General features: G+C 63.8%; 11 protein-coding genes and 1 pseudogene. 7 read left to right on the top strand and 5 right to left on the bottom strand.

Annotated features, from left to right (window positions below):
* Position 1 precedes the first annotated feature (1 nt).
* Together OJ996_RS09870 and OJ996_RS09865 are read left to right on the top strand one after the other, a co-directional pair.
* Positions 2-400: a VanZ family protein gene (locus OJ996_RS09870; protein WP_264513385.1), complete on the top strand. Its 399-nt coding sequence runs from the start codon at positions 2-4 to the stop codon at positions 398-400.
* 88 nt (positions 401-488) lie between these two features.
* A complete protein-coding gene (locus OJ996_RS09865; protein WP_264513384.1) occupies positions 489-5,414 on the top strand; it encodes a hypothetical protein in 4,926 nt (1,641 codons plus the stop codon).
* A 3-nt stretch (positions 5,415-5,417) separates the two neighbouring features.
* Here the strand turns inward: OJ996_RS09865 and OJ996_RS09860 are convergent, their stop codons facing one another.
* On the bottom strand, positions 5,418-6,170 hold the full coding sequence (locus tag OJ996_RS09860; RefSeq protein WP_264513383.1) for a phosphodiester glycosidase family protein: 753 nt from the start codon (positions 6,168-6,170) through the stop codon (positions 5,418-5,420).
* A gap of 146 nt (positions 6,171-6,316) precedes the next feature.
* Between OJ996_RS09860 and nuoD the strand changes: the two genes are divergently transcribed.
* From nuoD to OJ996_RS26555, 5 genes and pseudogenes are all read left to right on the top strand, one after another.
* Positions 6,317-7,567 carry an NADH dehydrogenase (quinone) subunit D gene (nuoD, locus tag OJ996_RS09855; protein WP_264513382.1) on the top strand — a complete coding sequence of 417 codons (1,251 nt, stop codon included), beginning with the start codon at positions 6,317-6,319 and terminating at the stop codon, positions 7,565-7,567.
* 30 nt (positions 7,568-7,597) lie between these two features.
* Positions 7,598-8,170, top strand: a complete 573-nt coding sequence (locus tag OJ996_RS09850) for an NADH-quinone oxidoreductase subunit NuoE family protein (protein WP_264513381.1) — start codon at positions 7,598-7,600, stop codon at positions 8,168-8,170.
* 38 nt (positions 8,171-8,208) lie between these two features.
* Positions 8,209-9,609, top strand: a complete 1,401-nt coding sequence (nuoF, locus tag OJ996_RS09845; protein ID WP_264513380.1) for an NADH-quinone oxidoreductase subunit NuoF — start codon at positions 8,209-8,211, stop codon at positions 9,607-9,609.
* Between the two features lie 60 nt (positions 9,610-9,669).
* Positions 9,670-10,113 (top strand): DUF805 domain-containing protein, encoded by a 444-nt coding sequence (locus tag OJ996_RS09840; protein ID WP_264513379.1) that lies wholly within the window; start codon positions 9,670-9,672, stop codon positions 10,111-10,113.
* A gap of 39 nt (positions 10,114-10,152) precedes the next feature.
* Positions 10,153-10,545 (top strand): annotated as a pseudogene (locus tag OJ996_RS26555) (DUF805 domain-containing protein); the annotation flags it as partial.
* A gap of 22 nt (positions 10,546-10,567) precedes the next feature.
* On the opposite strand, the gene OJ996_RS09830 reads toward OJ996_RS26555, so the two are convergent.
* From OJ996_RS09830 to OJ996_RS09815, 4 genes are all read right to left on the bottom strand, one after another.
* Positions 10,568-11,431 (bottom strand): sterol desaturase family protein, encoded by an 864-nt coding sequence (locus OJ996_RS09830; protein ID WP_264513377.1) that lies wholly within the window; start codon positions 11,429-11,431, stop codon positions 10,568-10,570.
* Positions 11,428-11,868: a hypothetical protein gene (locus OJ996_RS09825; protein ID WP_264513376.1), complete on the bottom strand. Its 441-nt coding sequence runs from the start codon at positions 11,866-11,868 to the stop codon at positions 11,428-11,430. Before OJ996_RS09825 ends, OJ996_RS09830 begins: the two co-directional genes overlap by 4 nt.
* A gap of 128 nt (positions 11,869-11,996) precedes the next feature.
* Entirely contained in the window at positions 11,997-12,824 is an 828-nt protein-coding gene (locus OJ996_RS09820; protein WP_264513375.1) for an autotransporter outer membrane beta-barrel domain-containing protein, read from the bottom strand.
* A 189-nt stretch (positions 12,825-13,013) separates the two neighbouring features.
* A complete protein-coding gene (locus OJ996_RS09815; RefSeq protein ID WP_264513374.1) occupies positions 13,014-13,508 on the bottom strand; it encodes a hypothetical protein in 495 nt (164 codons plus the stop codon).
* Positions 13,509-13,548: the final 40 nt, after the last annotated feature.

The following is a 13,548-nucleotide window of genomic DNA, read 5'->3' as shown; positions in this document are numbered from 1 at the left end:
GGTGAAGCGGATCCGGCAGCTCCTGCGCAGCCCTTGGCTCTGGCTCGCCGCCTTTGCCATCTGGTTCGCCACGCTGTGGGTCCTTTCGTCCGAAGCCCGCCACTTCCCGGCCGGCCTCGACTTCAAGTTCAGCGACAAGCTGATCCACTTCTGCTATTTCTTCGGCGGCGGCCTCGTGGCTGCCGCCTTCTTTTTTCGCCTCCAGCCTGCCACGCCGAATTGGCGGCGGATCCTCCTCCTCGCCATCCTCGCCGCCGGGCTCACCGGCGCGCTGGACGAGTATCACCAGAGCTTCGTCTTCGGTCGCAGCGGGAATGATCTGCCGGATTTCATAGCGGACCTGCTCGGCTCGATCGTCGGGGCCTTTACCCTGAAGGCTGCCCGCCGCCTGCTGTCCTGACCCCAAGCCCCGGGACATATCTCGCGGCTTGATTAAGTTATCGGACTGAGGTCAAAAAGGCATGCCCGCCCTGCGTGCATCCGCTCCCATGGCCCTCCTCCCCCTTGTCTCCAGGGTTCCCCTTTTCCTCTGCCTCGCCACTGTTCCGGCAAGGGCTGCAACACCCACGCCCCAGCAGGTGGCCACAGCCTTGCACGCTCCATCCGGCACGGACTGGAGTGCCGACAGCTTTGAATCCGCGGTGTGGGACATCCAGCCCTCCCAACTGAGGGTCCGGGGCATCCCTGCGGGCACGACCACCCTGATCGAAGCCCGCGTCACCGGCCCCGGCGTGGTGGGACTGGGCTGGATCGCGGAACCCGGACTCTTCCGGACCAGCGTGACCATCGACGGGGTCCAATCCGGTGCTACCACGCAGACAGGATATGATCCGCCACGTGCGGAAGTAGGTCCCGGGGAGCATTTCGTCCGCTGGGAGGCCTATCGCGAGTATCTCCCCATCAATGGCGACCCGTATCTCCTGGCCTTCGGCAATGCCACTTGGGAGCCCTACACCCCGCTACCCCTGAATGAGGCAGCCGCTGGCGCCGGAGTCAGTCTCAGTAGCGATGGCGAGAACGCCTGGATCGGACGGGATGGCATCTCCCGCGTTGATGGCAAAGCGGCATGGTCTCACCTCAAAGTGGATCGCTCACAAACCAGCGAGCCCTTCCTCGGCCCGCCCCTGCGCGCCAATTTTCAAGGACCGGGCATCCTGAGCTATAGCTATCTGCGGCGCGGGAACGGTCTGGCTAGCTTCCGTCTGAATGGCGGTGCTTGGCAGGCGCTCGACATGGACCAGTGGAACCGGAATCTCCTCCCTGTCCCGGCTGGAAGCCACCTCGCCGAGTGGAATGGCGGCCCTGCCTCCGGTCTCACCGGGCGCGGCTCCTTCGACATGGCCGTGGACGAAGTCGAGATCCTGCCCGAACTGGCCATCGCGGAAGCCTTGAAGACCCCCGGCCTGACTTGGGCCAAGCACGAACAATCCGGCAAGCTGCCTTTCGGCGTGGCCGGCCCCGGCGGATCCAACGATTCGCTCGTGGTGCTGCCGGAGAACAGCGCGATCTCCACCACCGTGGAGGGAGGCAGCTTGCTCGTGGTGGAACACCGCAGCAGCCTCCAACTGCATGTCGATGGTCAGGAGCGCGATTGGACAGGCGTGCCCGACGGGCTGACTCCGAATGGGATGACCGGCACCTATCTGCTCCCGCCGGGCCAGCACTCGCTCCGACTCAGCGCCACGGGCTATCCATCGCGCATCCATCGACTGCGCTTGATCAGTCCGCCTGCGGATATCGCCGCGGCCTTCCCTCTCCCGGCCGGTGTGGTGGCATCGGGCGGGCCCGCCCCTTGGCAGATCGTGGCTTCGCCCTCCACCGGCACCTACGCCGTCCGCACGAATCTCACCGGCACCGCGCCTACCGCCAGCCTCCGCTTCCCCGTAAATGGCCCGGCCAAAGTCGTCATCGGCGTGAATGGCACGAGCTTCGCCAACTTCTCCATCACGATGGACGGCCTGCCCCTGACGGTGGCCGAGACCTACCTGCAATACGGCAAAATGATCCTCGAGGTTCCGGCAGGGCAGCACCTCATCGAGGGTGTGGCCAAACGATTTACCGGAGGTGAGGATGGGGTTGTCGAAGTCTCGCGGATCAGCATCGAGCCCTTGGCCGAGCCCGGCGACTGGCTGCCTGCCACGGAGACGAATCTCCCCGTCCTCCTTACGACCGGCCTCTGGCGAACCGTCACCGGCATGCCGGATACCGAGGGGAACACGACCCTCCTCTCCGATGAAGACACGGGCACCGTGGAGACCGCCTTCGAGGGTCCCGGCTTCCTCGACTTCCGCTGGTTCAACGATCGCACGGTGCACAACAGCTCTTTCCCGCCCGGGTTCCACATGCAGAGCGCCACCAATGCCGGCCTGTATTTGGTCCGCTGGACCTCCGATGAATCCGGCTGGAAGAGCGAGCGGGTCTGGTTCCCGCCCGGCCTGCATCGCGTGAAGTGGTCGTTCGCGATCAACGGTAACCAGGAGAATCCCCGCTTCGCCCTCGACAAGATCCGCTTCACCCCGGTTCTCGACGTCGACCTAACAGAGGCCTTGGACGATCCCTACCTGATCTGGCATAGCGGCCCGGAACTCCCGTGGGTGGGCACCTCGCGGGAAGCCACGGACGACTTCGCCGTGTCCCCGCAGCTTGCCGCCGGTGAGGAATCGCGCCTGGCCACCTCCGTTTACGGGCCCGGCCGCATCGTTTTCAATTGGGCCACCTACGGCGGAGGATCGGGAGATAGCATCCAGTTCCTTGTCAATGGCGTCCCGAGAGACCTTGTATTCGTGAGTCCCGATCAGGTTTCCATCGAGATCCCGGAGCCCGGCCCCGCACTCTTGGAGTGGGTGGTGAGCTCCTTAGGCGGCACCATGCTGCGGATCCACCTGGACCAAGTACGATGGACCTCGTACTCGCCCGACCGCTTGAACGAGGCGCTCGACAGCCTTCCCGGAGTTCGGTGGACCACCTCGGCAGCCACGCCTTTCACCTTCAACCTTGATCCTGGAGCCCACGGCGGCAGCTCGGCGGGCGCGGCCGTGCCGCTGGGTGGGGAAGCCTGGCTGGAAGCTACCGTGGACGGCCCGGGCAGTTTCGATTTCTGGCTGCGCCCGCTCGCGGGTCACGAGGTCCCCTCGAATCCTTGGGACTTCTGGGAACTCAGCATCGATGGCGTGCCCGTGGTTATCTCCGGGCTCACTTGGAACGAGCAATGGATCACCGGCAGCGGACCGCATAAGATCCGCCTCACGCTGCGGAATCCCCAGGGCTCCGGCTTGGACTTCGCCGGTGGAGCGGTGGATCTGGTGACTTGGAATCCGGCCCCGGCACTCCCCCTCACCCAGGCAGCGGGCCTGCCGAAGCAGAAGTGGAAGACCGACTCCCGCAATCCCGCCACGGGTCTCGGCAGTGGTGGGCGCGACGGCGCGCCCGCATTGCTCATGCGCACCCTGCCCAACCGCAGCTCATGGACACAGACCGTGGTGAAGGGCCCCTGCTTGCTATCCTGGGACTCCCACCTGCGCTTCAATTCCGATGCAGGCGACTCGCAGGTTTCCCTCTTCGTCGATGGCAGCCGCGTGCTGCGTCTGGGCGAACACGAATGGCAGCGCATGCGCCTCACCCTGCCTGCCGGATCCCATACACTCCGCTGGGTCACCGAGCCATGGGACGAGGAACAGCCACCACCGGCAGCAGGCGATCCGCAGGCCTTCGATGCCGTCTGGCGCTTGAGTGGCATGACACTGGTGAAAGGCATCACACCTCTCTCCGACGCACTCGATGCCCCCGGCATCTTCGCGCTCGAGATCGGGGATGAGGGCGGCAGCCTTGTGATGGAGGGCGGTCAGGATGCTTGGGCGCTCGGCCTGCACGCGCAGCTCTACTTCTTCTCTCCGGCCAAGACCGGACCTCTCTCGCTACGCTGGGGTCGGCCCGATTTCCCATCCGGCGGACTGCTCCATAGCGATCACGAGGGTACCTCGGAAATCTACTCGAACCCCGAGCCCGGCTGGACCGAAGCTATCGCGATGCTCGCACCCGGTGGCTACAGCCGCTGGGCCTATGATCCGGAATCCGGGGAAACCGCGCCCTACCTCGATGGCGCGCTCACGCCCAATCTAAAGCCGCGGACCCTTGCCCAAGCCATTGAGGCGAAGGCCGCCGTCACGGGCTATGGCTGGCTCGGCTTCGATTCGTCCCAAGCAAAAGTCGGGAAGGACCTCGCGTGGTCGCTCCTGAAATACACGAATCAGGAGAACATCGCCCTCACCACCCTCAAAGGCCCGGCTCGCGTCAGCTTCTGCTGGAAGAAGAGCGGCGAGGGCCAACTGAGCCTCAGCGTGGATGGCTCCGTCCTGCCGCTACCCGCCCCCACCGGGGAATGGTCGCAGGTGGAGTTCGATATCAATGCCGGCGAGCATGCGCTGGTCTGGTCCCACTCGATCGGCACTTACGAACCACACCCTCAGGCATGGATCGATGGCCTGAAGAGCCGCAAGATTCCCGCCACTTCCCTCGCCCAGGCGGCAGCCCCCGCGGGCGGGCTCGAACTGGCGAGCGACAACCCGATCAGCGGGCAAGTACCTTGGCATCCCGTGGCGCTGCTTGACTCGGATGGCAGATGGACCCGGGCGGCCCGCGTGGCATCCGGCCGCAAGACCCTGAGCACGACCATCACCGGCCCGGCCATGCTGAAATTGAGCGCCCGTTGCTTCGATGACTTCGCCGGGAGCGACCATGCGTCCGCCAGCAGCCGCGTGATTATTACAGTCCCTGGTGATCGCGTCACACGGATGAGCCAGCATCTCTCCATCTCGGTAGGAGCCCAGGAGAAAGCCCGGGTCGATGCCTCTACCAAGGGCGCTTGGCAAGAGGTGGCCGTGCGAATCCCGGCTGGCACCCATGAGGTCAGCTTCCGCCTGATGGAAGTGAACCGCAGCTTCTTCGCCGATGCGGTCGCAGACGCCACCAATACCGGACTGCAAGGCTGGGTGACGGCGCTCCAAGTGGAGTCACCGGAGAATCACTACGCGGCGTGGGAAGCAAGCCACGGCTTGCCTGCAGGATCCGGCGACCTCGACTCCGATGGCGATGGCAGCAGCAACCGCATGGAGTATCGCTTCGGCACCGATCCCCTCAGCGCCGGTTCCATGCCACCCTCGCTGCAGATCCTGCCGAATCCTTGGATCCGCAATGACCCGAGGCTCCTCCTTCGCGTCCCCTTCCTGCCGATGCACAGCACCGGCATCCTGGAAACCAGCCGCGACCTGACCCATTGGGAAGTCTCGCCAGAAGCACTCCGTGCCTATCCGCGTGGAAGCTCTTTCTTCTTCGCCCCCGTCGACACGCCCACGCATCAAGGCGTCGAACTCCCCGCCGAAGACCGCCGCTACTATCGCCTGCGCTTCGAGGACTGAGAGCTACTCCGCCACCACGAACATCGCGCCGAAGCGGTTGCTCGGGACCGGCCGATCCGGGTTCACTGTCATCTGCGAGATATCTCCATCCAGGAACAGCGCGTCTTGGCAGCCGAGCTTCAGGAAGAGACCCGCGAAATCCCAGAAATTCACCCTCTCCCCCGGCGCGGTGATAGCGAAGACCAGCCGACCTTCCCCATCCACGCCCACGCCATTCCGATGCAGGCGGCTATCAGAGCCATCCCGGAAGGCCGGATGCCGCTGGCCCGCAATCAGAAGCAGGGGCCCGGATTGAGCGGCGTCGACAACCTTCGGGCCTCCGGATTTCGACCACGCATCCCAGCTCTCCGGCGTGCCGATCCGGGCCTTGCCGTTCGCGAAGCCTGCCACCATGCCATTTGGCTTCAGGAAGAAGTTCCCCTTTCCCTCCGCTTGGTTGGCCGGGCGCAGCATCCGCCCACCCTCGATATGCAGGCCGCTGGGCACTCCGCCCGGCTCGTAAATCCCGGCGTTCATGAGAAATCTCACCTTCTTCCCTTGGCGGGCGAAGTCCGACTGGACCCGGTCGAAGGTGGAATAGGTCTCCCCGGAGCCGTCCTTCCAGACCAAACCGACCCGGGCTGGCTCCAGCCGCACCACCCGGAAGCGGGTCCCGGCATGCGTCACGAGCTCCTCCTTCACCTCCGCGGCGCGGGCGGCCCCACACACGATTAGAAGAATCCACCAGCGCTTCATTCCTCCCGAAAAGCGCAGCATTCCGCAGCCAATCAATCGTTTCCGGCAGCCCCGCGGAAGATTCACGCGGAACTCACAAACCAAACCCGGAGGACTTTGTGAAAAATTTCACAAACTGCCTTGCCCGAGGGGCGCACTTGGGGCCTGATTCCGGGGCCGGGATTTCCATGAGCAGCACCTCCACGACCGAATATCAAGCCCCCGACGTCGCGGCGAAGGCCGCTGAGTACCATGAGGAGACGACGGACCTGATGGGCGAAAAGATGGTCCTGAACATGGGACCCTCCCACCCCGCGACCCACGGCGTGCTACGCCTGATCCTGGAGCTGGATGGCGAGATCATCACCAAGGCGGACCCGGACGTGGGCTTCCTGCACCGCGGTGATGAGAAGATCGCGGAGAACATGCACTACAACCAGTTCGTGCCCTACACGGACCGGCTGGACTACCTTGCCCCGCTGGCAAACAACGTGGCCTACGCCTGCGCCGTGGAGAAGCTGATGGGCTGGGAGCTGCCGCCGCGCGGTCAGGCCTTGCGCGTGCTGTGCTGCGAGCTGGCCCGCATCTCCTCCCACCTGCTCGGGGTGGGAGTCTGCGCCATGGATGTGGGCGCGATGACCGTGTTCCTCTACACCTTCACGGAGCGCGAGAAGATCTACAATCTCTGCGAGCAGCTCACCGGCGCCCGCTTCACCACCTCCTACACCCGTGTGGGCGGCCAGCTCCGCGACATGCCCGCCGGCTTCGAGCAAGCGGTCCGCAAGTTCCTGGACGAATGCTCTGCCACGATCGAGGAAGTCTCCAAGCTCCTCGACAAGAACAAGATCTATCAGGATCGCATGTGCGATATCGGGGTGATCTCGAAGGAAGCTGCCATTGCCTGGGGCCTTACCGGGCCGAACCTCCGCGCCTCCGGCGTCTCGCGCGACCTGCGCAAGGATCGCCCTTACCTAGGCTACGAGAAATACGATTTCGATGTGATCATCGCTGAAGAAGGCGATTGTTACGCCCGCTATCAGGTCCGGATGGAAGAGATCCGCCAGTCGATCAAGATCTGCAAGCAGGTCCTCGACACCATGCCGGAAGGCCCCGTGAACCTCGCGGAGAGCAAGAGCATGCTGCCGAATAAGGAGAAGGTGCTGATGTCCATGGAGGAGCTCATCCACCACTTCATCGTCGCCACCCAGGGCATCGATGCTCCTCCGGGCGAAGTCTACTTCGGCGCGGAGAACCCGAAGGGGGAACTCGGCTTCTACATTCATTCCACGGGCGGCGGCGTACCCCATCGCCTGAAGATCCGCAGCCCCTCCTTCTGCAACCTTTCCCCGCTGTCGATCCTACTGCCCGGACATATGATCTCCGACATCCCGGCCGTGCTCGGATCGCTGGATTTCGTTATGGGCGAATGCGACCGCTGAGCCCTGCAGCCACCCAAGGATCACCTGCAAATGTCCCACTCCATTCTCGAAGAAAACGTCGCCTCGCACGAGACGCCCGGCTCGAAGTTCTTCCCCGCGTTCCTGCCCACTCCCGCCCTTGAGGCGGAGGCGGAGAAGCGCTTGGCCCAGTTCCCGGATGACCAGAAGCGCTCCGCCGTCCTGCCCCTGCTTCATTTCATCCAGCACCACCACGGCTTCATCTCCGCGGAGGCGATCGACTGGACCGCCGAGCGCTTGGGCATCGCGCCGATCAAGGTGCTGGAAGTGGTTACCTTCTACCCCGGCTTCCGCCAGTCCGCTCCGGGCAAGTTCCACATCCGGGTCTGCCGCACCCTTTCCTGTGCGATGGGCGGCTCCCACGAACTGATGGAGAAGCTCTGCGAACTGACCGGCATCGACCGCAGTGAAGCGGATGCCCACCATCACCCGGTGACCGTCTCGCCCTGCGGCAAGTGGTCGGTGGAATTCGCCGAATGCCTCGCCTCCTGCGGCACGGCCCCCGTGTGCCTGGTGAACGATGACTTCCACGAAGCGGTCTCTGCCGACAAGGCGGAGGAGCTCCTCGGCAAGTATCCGGACTGATCCCCTTTTCCCTAACAGCCTTCCCGCATCGTAAGCCGATGATCACCTACAAAGCCGGCAAGCAACCCGACTCCCGCGAATACCGACTCATCTTCAAGAACGTCGATCGCGAGGGCTGGGATCCATCCATCGACTGCTACCTGCGCGATGGCGGTTACGAGGACCTGAAGAAGGCGCTGGGCATGGAGCCCAAGGCGATCACGGAGGAAGTGAAGAAGGCCGGCCTGCGCGGCCGCGGCGGTGCGGGCTTCCCCACCGGCCTGAAGTGGACCTTCATCCCGCCGAACAACACCAAGCCGGTCTACCTGATCTGCAACTGCGACGAATCCGAGCCGGGCACCTTCAAGGACCGCTACATCGTCCATCAGGATCCGCACCAGCTGGTGGAGGGCATGGTCATCTCCTGCTTCGCCGTCGGCGCGAAGGTGGCCTACATCTACATCCGCGAGGAGTTCCCGGAAGCTGCTCTCATCCTCGAGCGCGCGATCCAGGAAGCCCGCGAGAAGAACTTCGTCGGCCCGAATGTCCTCGGCTCCGGCTTCGATGTGGAGATCTACGTGCACCGTGGTGCCGCCGCCTACATCTGCGGTGAGGAGACCGGCCTGATCGAATCGCTGGAAGGCAAGCGCGCCTACCCGCGGATCAAGCCGCCCTACTTCCCCGCCGCGCTGGGCCTCTACATGTGCCCCACGATCGTGAACAACGTGGAGTCTCTCTGCCACGTGAAGCACATCGTGCGCATGACCGGCGAGGAATACGCCAAGCTGGGCGTGAAGAACAACACCGGCACCCGCATCCTCTGCGTCTCCGGCGACGTGAAGAAGCCCGGCTACTTCGAAGTCGAGGTGGGCAAGGTGACCATGCGCGAGCTACTCTACGACATGTGCGGCGGTCCGAAGGACGGACGCGAGTTCAAGGCCGTGATCCCCGGCGGCTCCTCCGCCAAGATCCTGCGCTGCGATGAGAAGTTCAACCTGAAGAACCCCGACGGCACGACCCGGGAACTGAGCTTCTGGGACATCCCGATGGATTTCGACTCCCTCGCCGCCTGCGGCTCCATGGCCGGCTCCGGCGGGGTGATCGTCATGGACAACACCCGCAAGATGTCCTGGGTGCTGAACAACCTGAACACCTTCTACGCCCACGAATCCTGCGGCCAGTGCACGCCCTGCCGCGAGGGCTCCATGTGGATGAAGAAGATCTCCGACCGCATCGTCGCTGGCGAAGCTTCGCCGAAGGACGTGGCGACCTTGGAGAGCGTGGCCTATCAGATCGACGGCCGCACCATCTGCGCCTTCGGTGAGGCCTCCTCCTGGCCGGTGGAAGCGATCATCGCGAAGTTCCGCGAGGAACTGCTCGCCGATACCAACGCGGCCAACGAAGCGGTGCCCCAGAATCCGGAGACCGAGGCGCAGCAGAGATATCTCCAGCACGCGTGACAAGGTTGGGATACCTTTGACATTGCCGAAAGTGCAACTTCATGTCACCTAACACGGTGTATGAGTGCACCAGACCCATATCAAACGCCCTCCCAGGCCAGCCACGCTCTTCCGGCAATCTCGAAAGAGAGCGCCAAGGAGATCCTCTTTTCCTTCAAAGGGCGCATTCCGCGCCGCGTCTACTGGCTCTGGGGCCTCGCTGTAGGAATCGGACTCGGGATCATCATCGGTATTCTCGGGGCCATCCTCGGGCCGTCGGTTGATCCGACCACCGGCGCACCGAGCGGCGGCGGCCTGTTCTTCCTTCTCGCCGGTCTTCTCTATATTCCGATGATCTGGGTCGGCTTGGCCTTGGGGGTCAAGCGCTGGCATGACCGCGGTAAGTCCGGCTGGTGGGTGTTGATCGCCCTCGTGCCGATCGTCGGTCCGATCTGGAGCTTCGTGGAATGCGGCTGCCTCCGCGGCACCGTCGGCCCGAACCAGTACGGCAACGACCCGACCTGAGCTGATCACCCCCATTTGCCGGAGCCACGGCCATGTGCCATGGTTGCGACAATGGCGGAATTCAATCCGTATCAATCCCCCGCCCTGCCGGTAACGCAGGAGCGGGGGATGTCTTTTTACCGGGTGCTATTCTCCTTCAAGGGCCGCATCCCCCGGCGCACCTACTGGGTTTATTCGGTCCCCCTGAACCTCGCCGTCGCTCTCGTCTTCCGGGAGCTTTACTCCATGGCCGAGGTCCGGGTGATCTCGCCCTCCGCCCTGCCCCGCGCCGAGGATCTCCGCGGCGGCCCGCCCTGGCAGGCGCTGGCCATGATCGCCGCCTACCTGCCCCTGCTCTGGATGAAGCTCGCCGTGCTGGCGAAGCGCTGGCACGACCAGAACCGCTCGGCCAACTGGCTCATTCTCACCTTCATCCCGCTGATCGGCGCGGTAGTCAATTTCCTGGAGTGCGGGCTCAGCCGCGGGACACGCGGGGAGAATCGCTATGGACCGGATCCGATCCCGGATCCGAATGCACGCCCGTTGAATCCGCCGCGACCGCGGAAGCCCAGCCCCTCTGCCGAAAAGGATGCAGCATCTGCCCGAGATAGTTCCGCGAAATTTGCTCCCTGATGCCGAAGGCCTCCGGCTCGTGATCCGGACAGCGGTAGGTGCCGAAGAGGATGTCCATCAGCGGCGAGATATTCGCATAGTTCCCCGCATCCCGTGCGCGGTCGTGATGCCAGTGATGCAACTCCGGCGCTCCGATGAACCAGCGCAGCGGCCCGATCGGCAGCCGCACGTTCGAGTGGATGTAGATCGCCCAGATCCCGCGGAAGGCGATCAATCCTGTTAGAGTCTCCAACGGGAAGCCGAGAAGGAAGGCGGGCAGATTGATCAGGCCCATTGTGTAGACGGTATCCAGGGGATGCTCGCGGTGCGCCGCGAGCCAGTCGAGATGCTCGGCGCTGTGATGGATCGAGTGGAAGCGCCACAGGAAGGGCACGCGATGTTGCAAGCGATGGCCCCAGTAGACGAAGAAATCGCTCAGCAGGATCACCTCGATCACCTGCAGCCACCACGGCTGACCCGCCACCATGGCACGGAAGGACTGCGGCACCAGACCATCCAGATAGTCCGCCCCCAGCGTCAGCAAGCCCACCACCAAACCACCCCAGAGCAGATACTGCCCGAGGAAAAAGCACAGATCGACGCACCACTCCGGCCGGAAAAAGCGTTGCCCCTTCCTCGCCGGAAAGGCCATCTCCAGCGGACGGAAGATCAGGCAGAGGAAGAGGAAGCTCGCCCCCGTGCCCAGCAGCATGCCGGGCCAGTTCATTGCTCATCCTCCTCGGGAGGAGGCTCCGGCAACTTGCTCGCATCTTCCCAATTCTTCTCGATCTCGTCCCGCGATTGGAGATCACCCCACTCGATCACGGCGTCGATATTCTTGGACCCCGGCAGCAAGCGTTTGCGCGTCTCATCGGGAGCTTGATCCTCTTCCATCTCGGGCATGATGCCCAGCTTCGAACTCGGAAGCACGGTCCGCTTGCCCTTCCCGTCCTCATCCGGATCGCGGAAGATCTGTGCGGACTTGGAACTCGACATCAACACCTCCTCCAGGTCGATCGCCTCGTCCTCCGCCACCCTCTCCGCCGGAGGTGGCGGCGCTGGTGCGGCCCTCTGCTGGCGCTTCCACACGTAGGCCCCGCTGGCACCGAGTGCGATGCACAGTGCCAGAACACGGAACAAAGGGCGCGACGAGAAACTGGCCATACCTCATCGCACACCAGCGCCCCGCGCGAGGTCAATTCGCGACGCCTTCTTGACGATGAATTTACCGTGAAGGAACGTTCACACGGGATCCAAAGTACGATACATCCCGTAGCAATCCGGCCGTCGGCTCAAGGAGCAGGATCCACCCGCACCCTCAGGAACGCCGTCTCCAGATCGGCATCACTCTCGGTCCGGAAGCTCCGGTACTCCCATCCCTCGGAAAGCTCAGGCATCACCTCCACCCCGAGCGGCTCGATCTCGGATAGGGCCAGCGCTCCGAACTCCGGGAGATCCGCCGATCCCTCCACCGTGTAGATCACTCCGTCGACCGGATTCGAGACCATCGGGCCGCTGCCGGGAAAGACCGCACCCGCCCGCACCGGCAGGGTGATGACCAGTGAATTCACATCATCGGAGGTCACCGCCAGGGTGGTGGAGACTTTGCCGCCCGTGGCGGACGAGCCCGGTCTTCCATCCAGTGCGAACTCCATCAGGTTCATGTGGCCGTCATGGTCGGGATCGGCTGTGGGCTCCGCATCCTCGGCATCCAGCCCCATTCGCGCGGCCCAGGCATTGTATCCGTGTTCGCCCGGCGCCGGGGTCGAGAGCGTCACGGCACCGCCATCCGCATACCTCAGGGTGAAGGTATTCAAACCCGCGGCTAGCTTCTCCCCATCCGCTACATTTGAAAATCGACCGTTCAGGCTGCCGCTGTAAGCGATCAGGGTCAACTTTGTCCCCGGGGGTAGCAGGGAGTCACCAAGGTCTTTGAGCTGGAGCCTCGCATCGCCCAGCGAGACATCACCCGCCACTTCGATCCGGTCGGCCCGGCCCGTCGCGCTATCGATCTCCATTTCGAGCTCGCCCCTAGCCGGGAGACTCAGGCTCCCGTAGCTCACCTCGTCGATCAGGTCCGATTCACCCTGCAAATCCGTCGGAATGACCTCGGAAGCCAAGCACGCGTGGACAAGGAGAAGCGGTATCGAAAGCGGACGAAAGCAGTGGAATCGACTCAAAACAGGTGGCTCTAGGGTGCACCGCCCTAAAGGCACCGCCCATGCCAAGCCGACCTGCTTATTTCCTGCGTGTCGATGAATAGGAAGCGCGTCACGCAACCCTCCCGTCAAACCCGGCTCATAGACCGCTCAACGCTCTTCCGCTTCCTTCGCCTTCTCCTCGATCTTCTCTCCCGCCTTCTTCAGGAAATTTCCGGTCGCGCCCGCCGCGTTCCGCAGCCCCGTCTCCGTCTTCTCCCGCGCGATACCGAGGGCGTCCTCTGTCCGCCTCTCGGCCACCGCAGCCGCTTCCTGGGTCTTCTGACCGGCGGTTTCCAAGCCTTGGCCAACCTTATCCACCACTTGGGCCAAACGCTTGCGAGGGGCAGGAGGAACGGGTGCCACCACGCCTTCCTCTGCCCCCACGCCCTGAGCGACCGCATTCCCCGAGGGAAAGTGCAGGGAGGATTCCGGAACGATCACGGCTTTCGGCACCGCCCCTTCCTCAGACACGATCACCGCCTCTTCGGTCACAACGACCGCCTGCTCATCCACTTCCACCGCCTTCGGCGCGTTGACGGTTTCGTCGCGTTTGCAGGCCGCGAGCACGAAAGCGACAGGAATGATATAGAAGACGGGTTTCATCGTCCCGAAACCATGCATCCTCCGCCGGGTTTCTCAAGCC

This window comes from Luteolibacter rhizosphaerae (assembly GCF_025950095.1).
GTDB classification, from domain to species: domain Bacteria; phylum Verrucomicrobiota; class Verrucomicrobiia; order Verrucomicrobiales; family Akkermansiaceae; genus Haloferula; species Haloferula rhizosphaerae.
The sequence above is the reverse complement of the archived record's forward strand: the minus strand, read 5'-3'. Positions and strand labels throughout refer to the sequence as shown.